Below are 16,706 nucleotides of genomic sequence, written 5' to 3' on the forward strand. Positions count from 1 at the left end.
TCCTAGGATCGAATCAAGTGACCGCTGGCCGCCAGGGGTTGGCCATCCAGTAATGCACCCTGTTCGCCAAGACGCAAGCGCCCTTCCGCGAACCAGCGCACCGCCAGCGGGTAAATCAGGTGTTCCTGGCGGTGTACCCGCTGGGCCAGGCTTTCGATGGTGTCGTCAGACGCCACCGGTACCACAGCCTGTACGACCAGTGGGCCGCCATCGAGTTCCTCAGTCACGAAGTGTACGCTGCAGCCATGCTCGGCGTCGCCTGCCTCCAGTGCCCGGCGGTGGGTATGCAGGCCCTTGTATTTGGGCAGCAGCGACGGGTGGATGTTGAGCAGGCGGCCCTGGTAGTGGCGCACGAAGTCGCCACTGAGGATGCGCATGAAACCGGCCAGCACCACCAGGTCCGGGGCAAAACCGTCGATGCGCGCCATCAGCGCGGCATCGAAGGCTTCACGGCCGTCGAACTGGGTGTGCTCGAGCACGACGCTGTCGATGCCGGCCGCCGCGGCGCGTTGCAGGCCGTAGGCATCGGCGCGGTTGGAAACCACCGCACGGATGCGCACCGGGCTGTCCTGGCCTTGGCAGCTGTCGATCAGCGCTTGCAGGTTGCTGCCGGAGCCCGACAGCAGTACCACTACATTGCAGGTCTTGCTTGGCATCAGTGTGCCTTGAGGTTCTGCAGCTCGACCTGGGCAGCGCCTTCGGCGGCTTCGGCGATATGGCCGATTACCCATGGTTGCTCGCCAGCGGCGCGCAGTTCGTTCAGGGCGGCTTCTACCTGATCCTGGGCCACGCAGATGACCATGCCGACGCCGCAGTTCAGCACGCGGTGCATTTCATGCTCGTCGACGTTGCCTTTCTCCTGCAGGAAGTCGAATACCGCCGGGCGCTGCCAGCTGGCCACGTCGATGACCGCCTGGGCGTTGGCCGGCAGTACGCGCGGGATGTTGTCCAGCAGGCCGCCACCGGTGATGTGGGCCATGGCCTTGACCGCGCCGGTGTTCTTGATCAGTTGCAGCAGCGGCTTGACGTAGATGCGGGTCGGCGCCATCAGCAGGTCGGTCAGCGGCTTGCCGCCCAACTGGGTGTTTTCGATGTCGGTGGCGGACACTTCGAGGATCTTGCGGATCAGCGAGTAGCCATTGGAGTGCGGGCCCGAGGACGGCAGGGCGATCAGTGCGTCGCCGGTGGCAACCTTGGAGCCGTCGATGATCTCGGCCTTTTCCACCACGCCGACGCAGAAACCGGCCAGGTCGTAGTCTTCGCCTTCGTACATGCCAGGCATTTCGGCGGTTTCACCACCGACCAGCGAGCAGCCGGCCAGTTCGCAACCGGCACCGATGCCGGTGACCACGGTGGCGGCCACATCGACGTTCAGTTTGCCGGTGGCATAGTAGTCGAGGAAGAACAGTGGCTCGGCACCACACACCACCAGGTCGTTGACGCACATGGCGACCAGGTCTTGGCCGATGCTGTCGTGCTTGTTCAGGTTCAGTGCCAGGCGCAGCTTGGTGCCGACGCCGTCGGTGCCGGAGACCAGCACCGGCTGCTTGTAGCCGGCCGGGATCTCGCAGAGGGCGCCGAAGCCGCCCAGGCCACCCATGACTTCAGGGCGTGCGGTGCGTTTTGCCACGCCCTTGATGCGTTCGACCAGTGCTTCGCCGGCGTCGATGTCTACACCGGCGTCCTTGTAGCTCAGGGAGGGTTGCTTGCTCATTGATCCAGGCCTTTAGGAGGGAGGGATTCTTAAAAACGACCATGACGGCCAAGGCCGGCTGGTAAGCAGCGGCTGCCTGAAACGTCACTGGTCTGTGGAGGCGCGCGATTTTATCAGGGTTGCCGGGCAGCGGCCATCCTCAGGCCGACGGGCAGGGCATGAAAATGGGTAAAAAGTGGTAAGTGTCCGCCTTTGATTGTTTCGGTGTCTGTGAGATCGAGCGCCGCCCGCGCGGCGCTTCGCGGCACAAGGCCGCTCCCACATCTGTTTAGGGCCAGTTACTCCTGGGCCAGGTGGGTTGCAGCCTTGGTGTATGGCTGGAGAATCGCCCCCCTCGATATCGAATGGAACAAGCAAGGCGGACAGAGGTGACCTCACAGGATGGACTGGCCCGAAACAGATGTGGGAGCGGCCTTGTGCCGCGAAGCGCCGCGCGGGCGGCGCTCGATCTCCCAGCCGCTGAACCTCTCAAGGAGAACACCCGTCAGACCAAACACATCTCTCCCGCAACCAATCTTTCACCCCTCGCGACTGGTTACCTTTCGCGCCCATGTATAAGGTATAGGCATTGCGGTAAATGGACAGGAATCCTCCATGCGTCTCTTCAATATGCTGGCAATCGGGTGCCTGGCCCTGATCTCGGCCACTGCCCAGGCTGAAAATGTCTCCGGCCTTTACCAGGTGCGCGAGCCGGTCACCGGGCAGGGCGCTGAAGCCCGTGCCGCGGCTACCGCCCACGCCCTCGATACCCTGGTAACGCGCCTGACCGGCGACCCCAGGGCGGCGCAAAGCCCGGCATTGGCTGCTCTGCGCAAGGACCCGCAGCAAATCATCAACCAGGTCGCCAGCGAAGCCGGGCCACCCGAGTCGGTGCTGGTCGAGTTCGACCCTGGCAGTACCGAGCGGGCCTTGCGCAAGGCTGGCCTGGCCTTGTGGGGCAGCAACCGGCCCTCGATCCTCGGCTGGTGGTTGAACGACAGTGCTGACGGCAGCAACCTGGTCGGTGACGGCCAGGCCAGCGCCCAACCCCTGCGCCGTGCCGCCCAGCACCGTGGCCTGCCGTTACGCTTGCCGCTGGCCGACCTGCAGGAGCAGCTGGTGGCCAATGCCGAGCAGCTCGAAGGCAGCGACCCGGCGCCATTGCGCGAAGCCTCCGAGCGCTACGGCGCCGATGCTTTGCTTGCCGTGCATGCCCGGGAAGCGGACGGCAAGTGGCAGGGCAAGTGGCAGTTGTGGCTGGGCGACCAGCGTGAGCAAGGCACTGTCGAGGGCGCCGACCCGGCAGCGCTGGCCGACGCCGTGATGCTGGCGCTCAGCAGCCGCTTGGCGCCGCGCTACGTCACCCGCCCGGGTGCCAGCAGCCAGTTGCAGGTGCAAGTGCAGGGGATGAACCTGCAGCGCTACGCCGAGCTGGCCCGCGTGCTCGAGCCCTTTGGCCCGCGCCTGAAAATGGCCGAAGGCAGCACCCTGACCTACGGCGTGACTGCCAACCGCGAACAGCTGCGAGCCCAGCTTGGCCTGGCCAAACTGCAGGAAATGCCGGTAGAACAGGTGCCTGTGGTGCCAGCCACGTCAGCTCCGGCAACGGCTACCGGGGCCGGGCAACCAGCGCCGGCCCAGCCAGCCCCCAAGCCGTTCGACGGCTTGCGTTTTAGCTGGTAAGGGGAGCATACCGTGACCGACGTACGTCGTTGGATCTGGCTGGGCGTTGCCCTGCTGGTTGCCGTGCTGCTTTATAGCCTGCACAACATTCTTACCCCGTTCCTGGTCGGCATCCTGTTGGCCTACCTGGCTGATCCACTGGTCGACCGCCTGGAACGACTGGGACTGTCGCGCACCTGGGGCGTGGTGGTGGTGTTCGGCCTGTTCACCCTGCTGTTGATGGCCCTGCTACTGGTGCTCGTGCCGCTGTTGGCCAAGCAACTGTTGCGCCTGTACGAGCTGGCGCCACAGATGCTCGACTGGCTCGAGCAGGTGGCGCTGCCCTGGGTGCAGAGCCGCCTGGGCCTGGGTGACGGCTTCTGGAAGTTCGACAAGATCAAGGCTGCCATCGGCACGCACATGGGCCAGACCACCGATATCGTCGGCGCGCTGTTGTCCCATGCCACCGCCTCGAGCCTGGCGCTGATGGCCTGGCTGGCCAACATGGTGCTGATCCCGGTGGTGGGCTTTTATCTGCTGCGCGACTGGGACCTGATGATGGCCAAGCTGCGCGGCTTGCTGCCGCGCCAGCGTGAGCCGCAGGTAATGGGCCTGGCGGGCGAATGCCATGAAGTGCTGGGGGCGTTCGTGCGCGGGCAATTGATGGTGATGGTGGCCCTGGGCATCATCTATTCGGCCGGGCTGATGCTGGTAGGGCTGGAGCTGGGGCTGCTGATCGGCATGCTCGCCGGGCTGGCTGCCATCGTGCCGTACATGGGCTTCATCATCGGCATTGGCGCGGCCCTGGTGGCTGGTCTGTTCCAGTTTGGCGGCGACCTGTACCCGATGCTGGGTATCGTTGCGGTGTTCATGGTCGGGCAGGCGCTGGAAGGCATGGTGCTGACCCCTCTGCTGGTGGGCGACCGCATCGGCCTGCACCCGGTGGCGGTGATTTTCGCCATCCTGGCCGGCGGCGAGCTGTTCGGCTTTACCGGTGTGTTACTGGCGCTGCCGGTGGCGGCAGTGATCATGGTGCTGTTGCGGCATGTGCATGACCTGTACAAGGAATCGGACATGTATGCCGGGGATATCGACCCGGAGTTGTGATCCCGGGGGCACAGGTACTATGCATATCTGGAATCTGGCGCTCCCACAAGATTGCAAAGCCGCTCCAACTAGTGCAACTCGTTGATTTTACTTGCGCTATCCGCTGCCGCGATTGTGCGCCCCGCGCTGCGGGTATAGACTTTGCACATTGTTCACCAAAGGCCCCCTGCGGTTCTGTCGACCGCCCGCGAGCATGAAACCACCGATCCAGTTGCCCCTGGGTGTGCGCCTGCGCGATGACGCCACCTTCATCAACTACTATCCGGGCGCCAATGCTGCGGCATTGGGCTACGTCGAGCGGCTATGCGAAGCCGACGCCGGCTGGACCGAGAGCCTTATCTACCTGTGGGGCAAGCAAGGTGTTGGCCGTACCCACCTGCTGCAGGCCGCCACCCACCGTTTCCAGCAACGCGGCGAGCCAGCTGTCTACCTGCCACTGGCGCAATTGCTCGATCGTGGCGTAGGGCTGCTCGATTACCTGGCCCAGTACGAACTGGTGTGCATCGACGACCTGCACGTGATCGCTGGCAAGGCCGACTGGGAAGAGGCCATGTTCCACCTGTTCAACCGCCTGCGTGACAGCGGCCGGCGCCTGCTGCTGGCAGCCTCGGCATCGCCGCGCGAACTGCCGATCAAGCTGCCGGACCTGAAGTCGCGGCTGACCCTCGCCCTGGTCTTCCAGATGCGTGGCCTGTCCGACGAAGACAAGCTGCGCGCCCTGCAACTGCGTGCTTCACGCCGTGGCCTGCACCTCACCGACGAAGTCGGCCACTTCATCCTTACCCGCGGCGCACGCAGTATGAGTGCGTTGTTCGACCTGCTCGAACGCCTCGACCAGGCTTCCTTGCAGGCACAACGCAAGCTCACCATCCCTTTCCTCAAGGAAACCCTGGGCTGGTAACCCTGAAAACGCTGGGCCAGAGCGGCAAAACAAAAAAGTCACATCTTTTTCGATAAAATTTGCAAATGGCCATGATAGAGGGCATAGTTTCACCCTTCTAAAGGATTACAGACACGGTCGTGCCCATGCTGAAGCGCTTCGCACCCCTCGTGCCACTCGCACTCGTGACCCTGCTTTTTGGCTGCGCGGCCCAAGGCCCAGCTTCTCATTCAGAGCCGCAGCTCCAGGATCACACCCCGATCGCCGCACATTCGGCGTTCAAGGCCAAGGCCTCGTCCTCGTCGGTATTCGGCGAGCCCGAAGAGCTGGCCACCGAAGATGACCTGGAGGCCTTCTCCAGCAGCAAGCCTTACCAACTGCCAGCTCTGGCTGACAGCGTTCTCGAGCGCGGCATGTCGCTGATCGGCACCCGCTACCGCTTCGGTGGTACCTCGGAGAAGTCCGGCTTCGATTGCAGTGGTTTCATCGGCTACCTTTTCCGTGAAGAGGCGGGCGTGACCCTGCCGCGCTCCACGCGTGAAATGATCAACGTCGATGCCCCGAAAGTGGCCCGTAACAAGCTCAAGCCAGGTGACCTGCTGTTCTTCAGCACCAACGGCCGCGGCCGCGTCAGCCATGCCGGCATCTACCTGGGTGATAACCAGTTCATCCACTCCAGCAGCCGCCGCAGCGGTGGTGTGCGCATCGACAGCCTCGGTGACCGCTACTGGAGCAAGACCTTTATCGAAGCCAAGCGTGCCTTGGCCATGGCGCCGACCACCAATATCGCGCGCAACTGATAGCAAAATGATATATCCTGCCGCGGCGGCGATGCTTTGAAAAAAGCTCGCCGCCGTGCGCATTTATAGAAAGCGTCTAATCTAATTTCTCAACTCTTTTCGGCTGCGGCCCAGCGGTCTCAGACAGGATGTTCTGGCCATGGTAAAGATGGCGCGCTTCGCATTTCTCTCCCTGGCGGCCTTGCTGGCTGCCTGCTCCAGCCGTGCGCCTGCGCCGGCCCCTGTGGTACAGCCGCAGGTTACCTATAGCCAGCCCAGCCCTTCGCCGATTGCCGATGACGTGCTGATGCGTGCTATCGGCCTGGTGGGTACGCCTTATCGCTGGGGCGGCAACACGCCGGATTCCGGTTTCGATTGCAGTGGCCTGATCAAGTACGTCTACCGGGATGCTGCCGGCATAAGCCTGCCGCGTTCGACGCGTGAGATGATCGTCATGCGCGCGCCGACCGTGGATGCCAAGTCGCTGCAGTCCGGCGACCTGGTGTTCTTTGCTACCAGTGGCGGCTCGCAGGTCAGCCACGCCGGCATTTATGTCGGGGAAGGGCGCTTCGTGCATGCCCCTTCCAGCGGTGGCACGGTGCGTCTGGACTACCTGTCCAACAGCTACTGGGCCAAAGCTTACCTGCAGGCCAAGCGCGTCATTCCGCAAGGGCATCTGGCGCAGAACCCCTGAGGACAGTCGGGGCTTTGCTTACCCGCCAGACCACATTGCCGACATCATCGGCTACCAGCACGCCGCCACGCCCGTCGGTGATTACGCCGACCGGGCGCCCTTGGGCCTTGCCATGCTCATCCAGAAACCCGGTAAGCAGGTCCACCGGCTTGCCCGAGGGTTTTCCTGACGGGTCGAACGGCACGAAAATCACCTTGTAGCCACTGTGCGGCTTGCGGTTCCACGACCCGTGCTGGCCCACGAATGCCCCGTGTTCGAAGGGCGGGGGTAGCCCATTCGGTTCGGCGAATGCCAGCCCCAGCGATGCTGTATGTGGGCCCACGGCATAGTCGGGCACCAGCGCCTGGGCCACTTTTTCAGGCGCTGGCGGTTGCGCGCGCTCGTCCACGTGCCCGCCATAGTAGCTATAGGGCCAGCCATAGAAACCGCCGTCCTTCACGGAAGTGATGTAGTCCGGTACCAGATCGCTGCCGATCTCGTCACGCTCGTTGACTGCCGTCCATAACGCACCGCTGTTTGGCTCCCAAGCCAGGCCGTTAGGGTTGCGCAGGCCGGTGGCGAACAGGCGGTGCTGGCCGCTGGCTGGGTCCACTTCCCAGATCGCGGCGCGCCCCTGTTCCTTGTCCAGGCCGTTTTCGCCGACGTTGCTGTTGGAGCCGACCGTCACGAAAAGCTTCTTGCCATCGGGGCTGGCGATCACGTTCTTGGTCCAGTGGTGGTTGAGCGGCCCAGCTGGCAGCTCGACCACTGGCTGGCCCTCATTGCGAATTTGCAGGGCGCCGGGCTGGTAGTGAAAACGCAGTAGCCTGTCGGTGTTGGCGACATAGAGGTCCTTGCCTACCAGAGCCATGCCGAACGGTGAGTTGAGCTCTTCGATGAAGGTCGTGCGGATTTCAGCCACGCCGTCATGGTCGGCATCACGCAGCAGGGTGATCCGGTTGGCGCTGGGGACGCCTGCACCTGCCCGCTTCATCACCTTCTTCATCACCCAGCCGCGCAGGCCCTTGCCATCTTCGGGCTTGGGTGGGGCATTGGTTTCGGCTACCAGCACGTCGCCGTTGGGCAGCAGGTATAGCCAGCGGGGGTGGTCCAGCCCGCTGGCAAACGCTCTCACCTGAGTGCCTGGTGCTGCTTCGGGCTTGGCGTCTTTTGGCCAGCCCACTGCCGGGGCGATGTTCACGGTGGGTACGGCAGTCTTGACCGGAGCGGGCAGCTGGGGGTTGGGGCCACTGCCGTCGAGTACATCCAGCAGGGCGGTTTCGCCGCAGGCAGTCAGGCTGGCGGCCAATAACCAAGGCATCAGGTGTTTCATGGGCGGCGTCCTCCTAACAGGGCCTATGGAACTGAGAGGTTGGCGATATTCGCCAGGTTCCCGGCAACCATCCAACTGCCGTTGCCGTTGCCGTTGCCGTTGCCGTTGCCGTTGCTTTTGCTTCTAAGTGCGCGATAGTTCAGGCGCCGCCGATTGCGACTTCAGGAGGCCGGATGATAGGAGCCAGCGTTTTTTGGTTACTTTTTGTCGCGTTTGACAAAAAGTGACCCGCCGTAAGGGCGGAAAGGTGAGTAAGCGCCACCTTCGAAAATGAATGCTGAGCTCGCTGTTGATGCTCACGCTTGAAAGCGAAGAGCGAAGAGCGAAGAGCGAAGAGCGAAGAGCGGAAAAGTGCTGGTTTTGATCTCGCGCATAGTCCATTTACGATGGCGACGCTGACTCACCTTTTCGCCCTTACGGCGAGTCACTTTTTGTCAAACGCGACAAAAAGTAACCAAAAAACGCTGCGCTCCCATCATCCGGCCCCTACGCTGCGCTCCGGGGTTCCCTCGCGCCGGTCTTGCTCCCGGGAGTACGCGCTGCAGGCCCCATCCATGGGGCCTCAGCGCTTGACGGGCATCCATGCCCGTCACCTCCCTCCGCAAGACCTCTGCTCGGCCTCCTGAAGTCGCGAAGATCAAGATCAAGATCAAGATCAAGATCAAGATCAAGATCAAGATCAAGATCAAGAGCAAGAGCAAGAGCAAGAGCAAGATTTAGCAGGCGTTCTGTGGGAGATGGCCCAACCCTTGGGGCTGCGCTGTCGCGTAGATAACTGAAATTGCAAGCAATCCGCGTACCCTGTGGGAGCGGCTTTAGCCGCGAAGAATCCAACGCGGTGCCAGCCACCGCGTTGGATTCTTCGCGGGCACGCCCGCTCCCACAGAGGCCACGTCGCGCTTGCGAAACGAGTTCCAGTCCCGGCCTGCGCCGGAGTTGATTCAAGCCTGCTTGAGCAACAACGCCACCCCCGGGAAATACTGCCCCAGCTCGTTGTGCAACTTGCGATAGGCATAGGGGAAGTACCAGGCGATGGCACAGGCGGTATGCTTCTGCAGGTCGTCGACCAGGTCCTGCAGTTCCTCGGGGCTGGCGTGCTGGCCGGCCTTCCACGGGCTGATGAACAGCGCTCCGGCCTTCAACTGGCTAGGGTAGGCCACCTGGCGGGCGAGGGCGGCGGTCTGCTGCAGAGCGGCCGCCATGTCCAGCCGGGCGATTTTTGGCCAACGCTGGCTGACGCTGAGGTACAGCGCCTCGTCGGCACTGCTGATCGACAGGTCGCAGCGCCCTTCGTATTCGCCTTCATCGCGCTGCTTCTTGCCGGCAAACTGCTGCAGCGCCGCCAGCTCGGCCTGCCAGGCCGCTGCGGCAAGCAGCCCGGCATTGGTACCTGCACCATGCCAGTACGGCGCTTCGGCATCGCCGGCAAACTGGTTGAAGCGGTCGATGCAGTCGCCCCAGCGCTCCAGCGCCGGGGCAAGAAACTCCAGGCGCGGGTTGTTGATGATCTGGCCTCGCATGCTGCGCTCTCCTGTTGTCGTTGTGATCGCGTTCAGCTGAAAGTGATGGCTATGTGATATCACTGTATCCAGTGTGGCACAACCGGGTGAATTGGCCATTACCCGGGCGGTGCCTGTTCGGCTGCAAAGCGCCCCCCTCCGATTGACGCTCCCGGTGCAACCCTCTAACCTTCGCGCGTGTTTCAGGTGTCCTGCCAGCCCCGTCTGGGCAGGGTGAAACTGGGAAGCCGGTGGGTGCCAGCATGGCGCGATTCCGGCGCTGCCCCCGCAACGGTAGGTGAGTCGCGGCCGCGCAGGGCCACTGGGTGCCAGCACCCGGGAAGGCGCGCAGGCCTGGGCCCAGGCCCGCTCACAAGCCCGGAGACCGGCCTGATACTGCCAACGGCATCACGGAGGGTGATGCGCGGTGCACCGTGGCGAACGGCCACGGCCCCTGCGCGTTCTCCGTCTGCCCGCCTATTACCTGTCGCCGCGCGTTGCCGTGGCGCCAGCCAGCGGAGAACCCTGATGAGCGAATCCACCGAACGCGACGAACGCCACCTGGCGCGCATGCAGCGCAAGAAGGCAATCATCGACGAACGCATCGCCAACTCCCCCAACGAATGCGGCCTGCTGCTGGTGCTGACCGGCAATGGCAAGGGCAAGAGCAGTTCGGCCTTCGGTATGCTCGCGCGCGCTCTGGGCCATGGCATGCAGTGCGGTGTGGTGCAGTTCATCAAGGGCCGCAACAGCACCGGCGAAGAGTTGTTCTTCCGCCGTTTCCCCGAGCAGGTGTGCTACCACGTGATGGGCGAGGGCTTCACCTGGGAAACCCAGGACCGCCAGCGCGACATCGCCGCAGCCGAAGCGGCGTGGGCAGTGTCACGCCAGTTGTTGCAAGACCCGAACGTGCAGTTCGTGGTGCTCGACGAACTGAACATCGCCCTCAAGCACGGCTACCTCGACCTTGACCAGGTGCTGGCCGACATCCAGGCCCGCCCGCCGATGCAGCATGTGATCGTCACGGGTCGCGCCGCGAAACCCGAGATGATCGATCTGGCCGACACGGTGACCGAGATGGGCATGCTCAAGCACGCCTTCCAGGCCGGCATCCGGGCACAGAAGGGCGTCGAACTGTGAGCCAGCCGCGCCATTGCCCAGCCGTGCTGATCGCGGCACCGGCCTCTGGCCAGGGCAAGACCACCGTCACCGCCGCCCTGGCCCGCCTGCACCGCAACCTCGGCCGCAAGGTGCGGGTGTTCAAGTGCGGGCCCGACTTTCTCGACCCGATGATCCTCGAGCGGGCCAGCGGCGCGCCGGTGTACCAGCTCGACCTGTGGATGATCGGCGCCGAGGAAAGCCGTCGCCTGCTGTGGGACGCAGCCGGCGAGGCCGACCTGATCCTGATCGAAGGGGTGATGGGGCTGTTCGACGGCACGCCGTCCAGCGCCGACCTGGCGCGTCATTTCGGTGTGCCGGTGCTGGCGGTAATCGACGGCACGGCCATGGCCCAGACTTTCGGCGCCCTGGCCCTGGGCCTGGCACGCTACCAGGCGGACCTGCCGTTCGCCGGAGTCCTGGCCAACCGGGTAGGCAGCCTGCGTCACGCGCAACTGCTGGAAGGCAGCCTGACCGAAGGCCTGCGCTGGTATGGCGGTTTGTCTCGTGAGCGCGGTATCGAGCTGCCCAGCCGACACCTGGGGTTGGTCCAGGCCAGCGAGCTGAACGACCTGGATGCCCGCCTGGATGCCGCTGCCGAGGCGCTGGGCGCCAGTTGTGATGCTGCCTTGCCGCCGCCAGTGACCTTTGCCGAACCCGAGCCGCGAGCCAGTGCTGCGTCGTTGGCTGGTGTGCGCATTGGCGTGGCGCGGGACGAGGCCTTTGCCTTCACCTATGGCGCCAACCTCGACCTGCTGCGCAACCTGGGCGCGCAGCTTGAGTTCTTTTCGCCGCTGCATGACTGTGAACTGCCAGCAGTGGACAGCCTGTACCTGCCGGGCGGTTATCCCGAGTTGCACCACCAAGCCTTGGCCACCAACGCGCCGATGAGCGAGGCTATCCGTGCCCATCACGCCCAGGGCAAACCGTTGCTGGCCGAGTGCGGCGGCATGCTGTACCTGCTCGACGCCCTGACCGACGTGGCCGGCGAGCGTGCCGAGCTGCTCGGCCTGCTGCCGGGCGAAGCGACCATGCAGAAGCGCCTGGCGGCCCTGGCGCTGCAGGCAGTGGAGCTGCCGGAAGGCACCCTGCGCGGCCACACCTATCATCATTCGCTGACCAGTACCGCGCTGGAGCCAATCGCCCGTGGCCTGAGCCCCAACGGCGGGCGGGGCAACGAAGCGGTGTACCGCCTAGGGCGGCTGACGGCTTCCTACGTGCACTTCTACTTCCCCTCCAACCCGGATGCGGCGGCGGCGCTGTTGCGACCATGAACGAACACGCCTACAGCGACGCCGAGCGCGCCGCGATCTACCGGGCCATCGGCGAGCGCCGTGACATGCGCCATTTCGCCGGTGGCGAGGTGGCCCCGGAACTGCTGGGCCGCCTGCTGGCCGCCGCGCACCAGGCGCCAAGTGTCGGGCTGATGCAGCCCTGGCGCTTCATCCGCATCACCCAACGCGACCTGCGCGCCCGTATCCAGGCCCTGGTGGAAGCAGAACGGGTGCGTACCGCCGAAGCCTTGGGCGAACGCTCCGACGCCTTCATGAAACTGAAGGTGGAGGGCATCAACGACTGCGCCGAACTGCTGGTGGCCGCCCTGATGGACAACCGCGAGCCGCATATCTTCGGCCGCCGCACCCTGCCGGAAATGGACCTGGCCTCGCTGGCCTGCGCCATCCAGAACCTGTGGCTGGCAGCCCGTGGCGAAGGCCTGGGCATGGGCTGGGTGTCGCTGTTCGACCCGCAGGCGCTGGCGGCGCTGCTAGGCATGCCGGCCGGGGCCAAGCCGGTCGCGGTGCTATGCCTGGGGCCGGTGACCGAGTTCTACCCGGCCCCGATGCTGGTGCTGGAAAACTGGGCCGAGGAACGGCCCTTGAGTGAAATGCTCTTTGAGAACCAATGGGGAGAGCGCCAATGAGCGTGGCCTTGCTGACCGTGGCCGGCGTGGCCCTGGATGCCTTGCTGGGCGAACCGCAGCGGCGCCACCCGCTGGTGGCCTTCGGCAATATGGCCAGTAACCTCGAGCGCCGCCTGAATGCCGGTGGGCGCGGCTGGCGCAGCCACGGGGTGAGCGCGTGGTTCCTGGCCGTGGTGCCGCTTACCCTGGTAGCGCTGATCCTGTCCTGGCTGCCGTACATCGGCTGGCTGGTTGACGTGCTGGCACTGTACTGCGCCGTCGGGCTGCGCAGCCTGGGCGAACACGTGTTGCCGGTGGCCAGTGCCTTGCGCCAGGGCGACCTGCAGGAAGCGCGGCGCCGCGTGGGCTACCTGGTCAGCCGCGAAACCCGCGAGCTGGACGAGCCCGCCGTTGCCCGGGCTGCCACCGAATCGGTGCTGGAGAACGGCAGCGACGCGGTATTCGCCGCGCTGTTCTGGTTCGTGGTGGCCGGCGCGCCGGGCGTGGCGCTGTACCGCCTGAGCAACACCCTGGATGCCATGTGGGGCTACCGCAACGAACGCTTCGAACGCTTCGGCTGGTGCGCGGCGCGCGTCGACGATGTGCTCAACTATATTCCCGCCAGGCTGGTGGCGTTGACCTACGCGCTGCTGGGCAAGACCCGCCTGGCCCTGGCCTGTTGGCGCAAGCAGGGCCCACTGTGGGACAGCCCCAATGCCGGGCCGGTGATGGCCGCCGGTGCTGGCGCGTTGGGGGTGGAGCTCGGTGGCCCGGCGGTGTACCACGGCGAACTGCATGAGCGGCCACGCCTGGGTGACGGGCCAATGGCCGACGCCGACGCCATCGAGCGTGGCTGGAGCCTGGTGCAGCGCGGCGTGTGGCTGTGGCTGCTGGTGATCTGCCTAGGGGCCTATATCAATGCTTGAACACGGAGGCCGCCTGCTGCGGGCGGTACGGCAATACGGCATCGCCCGTGAGCAGTGGCTCGATCTGTCCAGCGGCATTGCGCCATGGCCTTTCCCGATTCCACCGATTCCCATGGAGGCCTGGGCTCGCCTGCCGGAGACGGAGGATGGCCTGGAGGACGCCGCGCGCGCGTATTACGGCGTCCGCCAATTGCTGCCGGTGGCCGGTTCCCAGGCTGCGATCCAGGCTTTGCCGCTGTTGCGCGCAGCCGGCCGGGTTGGGGTGCTGACGCCGTGCTATGCCGAGCACCCATACGCCTGGCAACGGGCGGGGCACCAGTTGCTGGAACTGGACGAAGAGCAGGTCGAGGCGACGCTCGACAGCCTCGACGTGCTGGTGCTGGTCAACCCCAACAATCCCACCGGCCGCCGGGTGCCGCGTGAACGCCTGCTGGATTGGCACGCACGCCTGGCCGCCCGTGGTGGCTGGCTGCTGGTCGATGAAGCGTTCATGGACAACACCCCGGCGGATGGCGTGGTCGATTGTGCCGAGCGCCCGGGGCTGATCGTGCTGCGCTCGTTCGGCAAGTTCTTCGGCCTGGCCGGTGTGCGTCTGGGGTTCGTTGCCGCCGAACGCAGCCTGCTGCTGCGTCTGGCTGAGTTGCTCGGCCCTTGGACCGTCAATGGCCCGACCCGGGTGCTGGCCCAGGCCAGCCTGGCCGACTACGCCGCCCAGTGTGTGCAGGTCGAGCGCTGTGCTGCCGCCAGCCAGCGGCTGGCTATGCTGTTGCGCAGCGCCGGCCTGGCGCCCAGCGGCGGTTGCGACCTGTTCCAGTACGTGCGCAGCGAGCATGCTGCGCAACTGCATGACTTTCTCGCCCGCCGCGGCATCCTGGTGCGCCTGTTCGAGCAGCCGGCGGCGGTACGCTTTGGGCTGCCTGCCTGTGTGGCGGACGAACAGCGCCTGGCCCAGGCCCTGGCGGCTTATAAAAAGGAAACGGCATGACCACCCTCATGGTGCAAGGCACCACCTCAGACGCCGGCAAGAGCACCCTGGTGACCGCGCTGTGCCGCTGGCTGTTGCGCCAGGGCGTCGGCGTGGTGCCGTTCAAGCCACAGAACATGGCACTGAACAGCGCGGTGACCGCTGATGGCGGTGAAATCGGCCGGGCCCAGGCGGTGCAGGCCCAGGCTTGCCGGCTGGAACCGCACACCGACATGAACCCGGTGCTGCTCAAGCCCAACAGCGATACCGGCGCCCAGGTGATCATCCATGGCCGTGCTGTCACCAGCATGAATGCGGTGGCCTACCACGACTACAAGGCCATCGCCATGCAGGCGGTACTAGCCTCGCACCAGCGCCTGAGCACTGCCTGGCCGGTGGTGATGGTCGAAGGCGCGGGGTCGCCGGCGGAGATCAACCTGCGTGCCGGTGACATCGCCAACATGGGCTTTGCCGAAGCGGTGGACTGCCCGGTGATTCTGGTCGCCGACATCAATCGCGGTGGCGTGTTCGCCCATCTGGTAGGCACGCTGGAGCTGCTGTCGCCCAGTGAGCAGGCGCGGGTCAAAGGCTTTGTCATCAACCGCTTCCGCGGCGACATCGCCTTGCTGCAGCCGGGGCTGGACTGGCTGGAGCAGCGCACCGGCAAACCGGTGCTGGGTGTGCTGCCATATGTCACTGACCTGCATCTGGAGGCCGAAGACGGCATCGATGTGCGCCAGGGGGCGAAGACCGAGCGCGTGCTCAAGGTGATCGTCCCGGTGTTGCCGCGTATCAGCAACCACACCGACTTCGACCCACTGCGCCTGCACCCGCAGGTGGACCTGCAGTTCATCGGCCCGGGCCAGACGATCCCGGCCGCCGACCTGATCATCCTGCCGGGTTCCAAGAGTGTGCGCAGTGACCTGGTACAACTGCGTGAACGCGGCTGGGACAAGGCCATCGACCGGCACCTGCGTTATGGCGGCAAGCTGATCGGTATCTGCGGTGGCCTGCAAATGCTGGGCCGCGAAGTGCATGACCCGCTTGGTCTTGAAGGGGCCGCTGGCTCCAGCCCGGGGCTTGGCCTGCTCGATTACGCCACGGTGCTCGAAGCCGAGAAGCAACTGCGCAACGTTGCCGGCACACTGAGCCTCGAAGCAGTCCCGGTTGCCGGTTATGAAATTCATGCCGGCGTCACCACGGGGCCTGCCTTGGAGAGGCCTGCCGTACAACTTGTCGATGGCCGTTGCGATGGTGCTGTCAGCGCCGATGGCCAGATAGTTGCTACCTATCTGCACGGCCTGTTCGAAGGCAGCCAGTCGTGCGCGGCGCTGCTGCGCTGGGCTGGCCTGGAGGATGTGCAGACCGTCGATTACCAGGCCCTGCGCGAACGCGATATCGAGCGCCTGGCCGATCTGGTGGAAAAGCACCTGGACACCGCGCGGTTGCGCCAACTCTGTGGGGTGGCCTGACATGCTCAACCTGATCCTCGGCGGCGCCCGCTCGGGCAAGAGCCGCCTGGCTGAACAGCTGGCCTGCGCCAGTGGCCTGCCGGTGACCTACATCGCCACCAGCCAGCCGCTGGATGGTGAAATGAACGAACGTGTGTTGCTGCACCGCCAGCGTCGCCCCGATGACTGGGGGTTGGTCGAAGAACCCCTGGCCCTGGCCGCGGTACTGCGCGCCGAAGCGGCCGAAGGGCGCTGCCTGCTGGTGGATTGCCTGACCCTGTGGCTGACCAACCTCCTGATGCTCGAAGACGACCAGCGCCTGGCCGAGGAGCGTGATGCGCTGCTGGCCTGCCTGGAACAGTTGCCGGGCACGGTCATCCTGGTCAGTAACGAAACCGGCCTGGGCATCGTGCCCATGGGCGAGCTGACCCGGCGCTATGTCGACCTGGCCGGCTGGCTGCACCAGGCCGTGGCTGAGCGCTGTCAGCGTGTGGTGCTGACGGTGGCAGGGTTGCCCTTGATGTTGAAAGGACCTGCTTTGTGAGGGTGGGGGTGGGTTCAAGATTGTATCGGGGCGTACAGGTGCCTGCCTTGGGTTGTGTGGCGCCTGGGAGATCGAGCGCCGCCCGCGCGGCGCTTCGCGGCACAAGGCCGCTCCCACATCTGTTTCGGGCCAGTTAC

17 protein-coding genes and 1 riboswitch are annotated in these 16,706 nt (G+C 65.0%); of the genes, 13 read left to right on the forward strand and 4 right to left on the reverse strand.

All coding sequences use genetic code 11. From position 1 onward, the window contains the following. Nucleotides 1–2: 2 nt before the first annotated feature. The gene (gene purN / locus CAY82_RS12310; protein ID WP_087501447.1) at nucleotides 3–656 is read right to left on the reverse strand and encodes a phosphoribosylglycinamide formyltransferase; all 654 of its coding nucleotides are present in this window, start codon (nucleotides 654–656) and stop codon (nucleotides 3–5) included. Further along, nucleotides 656–1,714, reverse strand: a complete 1,059-nt coding sequence (gene purM / locus CAY82_RS12315) for a phosphoribosylformylglycinamidine cyclo-ligase (protein ID WP_087501448.1) — start codon at nucleotides 1,712–1,714, stop codon at nucleotides 656–658. The genes purN and purM overlap by 1 nt, the downstream gene beginning before the upstream one ends. A 594-nt stretch (nucleotides 1,715–2,308) precedes the next feature. On the opposite strand from purM, the gene CAY82_RS12320 reads away from it, so the two are divergent. The 5 genes from CAY82_RS12320 (at nucleotide 2,309) to CAY82_RS12340 (ending at nucleotide 6,815) form a co-directional block, all read left to right on the forward strand. After that, nucleotides 2,309–3,376, forward strand: a complete 1,068-nt coding sequence (locus CAY82_RS12320; RefSeq protein ID WP_087501449.1) for a DUF2066 domain-containing protein — start codon at nucleotides 2,309–2,311, stop codon at nucleotides 3,374–3,376. A gap of 12 nt (nucleotides 3,377–3,388) precedes the next feature. Then, nucleotides 3,389–4,462: an AI-2E family transporter gene (locus tag CAY82_RS12325; protein WP_087501450.1), complete on the forward strand. Its 1,074-nt coding sequence runs from the start codon at nucleotides 3,389–3,391 to the stop codon at nucleotides 4,460–4,462. Nucleotides 4,463–4,655: 193 nt separating this feature from the next. Then, nucleotides 4,656–5,363 carry a DnaA regulatory inactivator Hda gene (hda, locus tag CAY82_RS12330; protein WP_013971369.1) on the forward strand — a complete coding sequence of 236 codons (708 nt, stop codon included), beginning with the start codon at nucleotides 4,656–4,658 and terminating at the stop codon, nucleotides 5,361–5,363. Nucleotides 5,364–5,488: 125 nt separating this feature from the next. Further along, nucleotides 5,489–6,142: a C40 family peptidase gene (locus CAY82_RS12335; protein ID WP_087501451.1), complete on the forward strand. Its 654-nt coding sequence runs from the start codon at nucleotides 5,489–5,491 to the stop codon at nucleotides 6,140–6,142. Between the two features lie 139 nt (nucleotides 6,143–6,281). Further along, the gene (locus CAY82_RS12340; protein WP_013971371.1) at nucleotides 6,282–6,815 is read left to right on the forward strand and encodes a C40 family peptidase; all 534 of its coding nucleotides are present in this window, start codon (nucleotides 6,282–6,284) and stop codon (nucleotides 6,813–6,815) included. On the opposite strand, the gene CAY82_RS12345 is transcribed toward CAY82_RS12340, so the two are convergent. Beyond that, on the reverse strand, nucleotides 6,781–8,127 hold the full coding sequence (locus CAY82_RS12345) for a sorbosone dehydrogenase family protein (RefSeq protein WP_087501452.1): 1,347 nt from the start codon (nucleotides 8,125–8,127) through the stop codon (nucleotides 6,781–6,783). The genes CAY82_RS12340 and CAY82_RS12345 overlap by 35 nt on opposite strands. Before the next feature lie 582 nt (nucleotides 8,128–8,709). Between CAY82_RS12345 and CAY82_RS26685 the strand changes: the two genes are divergently transcribed. Further along, nucleotides 8,710–8,847, forward strand: a complete 138-nt coding sequence (locus CAY82_RS26685) for a hypothetical protein (protein WP_170931065.1) — start codon at nucleotides 8,710–8,712, stop codon at nucleotides 8,845–8,847. 221 nt (nucleotides 8,848–9,068) lie between these two features. On the opposite strand, the gene CAY82_RS12350 is transcribed toward CAY82_RS26685, so the two are convergent. After that, nucleotides 9,069–9,647 (reverse strand): hypothetical protein, encoded by a 579-nt coding sequence (locus CAY82_RS12350; RefSeq protein ID WP_087501453.1) that lies wholly within the window; start codon nucleotides 9,645–9,647, stop codon nucleotides 9,069–9,071. A 167-nt stretch (nucleotides 9,648–9,814) separates the two neighbouring features. Next, nucleotides 9,815–10,035: riboswitch (cobalamin riboswitch) on the forward strand. A gap of 119 nt (nucleotides 10,036–10,154) precedes the next feature. On the opposite strand from CAY82_RS12350, the gene cobO reads away from it, so the two are divergent. Genes cobO through cobU form a run of 7 tightly spaced genes read left to right on the forward strand, consistent with a single transcriptional unit; the run spans nucleotide 10,155 to nucleotide 16,569 of the window. Next, on the forward strand, nucleotides 10,155–10,766 hold the full coding sequence (gene cobO, locus CAY82_RS12355; protein WP_087501454.1) for a cob(I)yrinic acid a,c-diamide adenosyltransferase: 612 nt from the start codon (nucleotides 10,155–10,157) through the stop codon (nucleotides 10,764–10,766). Further along, nucleotides 10,763–12,058: a cobyrinate a,c-diamide synthase gene (locus tag CAY82_RS12360; RefSeq protein ID WP_087501455.1), complete on the forward strand. Its 1,296-nt coding sequence runs from the start codon at nucleotides 10,763–10,765 to the stop codon at nucleotides 12,056–12,058. The genes cobO and CAY82_RS12360 overlap by 4 nt, the downstream gene beginning before the upstream one ends. Next, complete coding sequence (gene bluB, locus CAY82_RS12365; protein ID WP_087501456.1) at nucleotides 12,055–12,705, forward strand: 5,6-dimethylbenzimidazole synthase; 651 nt, start codon at nucleotides 12,055–12,057, stop codon at nucleotides 12,703–12,705. The genes CAY82_RS12360 and bluB overlap by 4 nt, the downstream gene beginning before the upstream one ends. Beyond that, nucleotides 12,702–13,610, forward strand: coding sequence for an adenosylcobinamide-phosphate synthase CbiB (gene cbiB / locus CAY82_RS12370; protein ID WP_087501457.1), 909 nt, complete (start codon nucleotides 12,702–12,704; stop codon nucleotides 13,608–13,610). The genes bluB and cbiB overlap by 4 nt, the downstream gene beginning before the upstream one ends. Continuing rightward, a complete protein-coding gene (cobD, locus tag CAY82_RS12375) occupies nucleotides 13,603–14,595 on the forward strand; it encodes a threonine-phosphate decarboxylase CobD (protein WP_087501458.1) in 993 nt (330 codons plus the stop codon). The genes cbiB and cobD overlap by 8 nt, the downstream gene beginning before the upstream one ends. Next, nucleotides 14,592–16,046, forward strand: a complete 1,455-nt coding sequence (locus CAY82_RS12380) for a cobyric acid synthase (protein WP_087501459.1) — start codon at nucleotides 14,592–14,594, stop codon at nucleotides 16,044–16,046. Before cobD ends, CAY82_RS12380 begins: the two co-directional genes overlap by 4 nt. Nucleotide 16,047: 1 nt before the next feature. After that, on the forward strand, nucleotides 16,048–16,569 hold the full coding sequence (gene cobU, locus CAY82_RS12385) for a bifunctional adenosylcobinamide kinase/adenosylcobinamide-phosphate guanylyltransferase (protein WP_087501460.1): 522 nt from the start codon (nucleotides 16,048–16,050) through the stop codon (nucleotides 16,567–16,569). Nucleotides 16,570–16,706: the final 137 nt, after the last annotated feature.

The organism is Pseudomonas sp. SID14000, assembly GCF_002165135.1.
In the GTDB taxonomy this organism is placed as follows: domain Bacteria; phylum Pseudomonadota; class Gammaproteobacteria; order Pseudomonadales; family Pseudomonadaceae; genus Aquipseudomonas.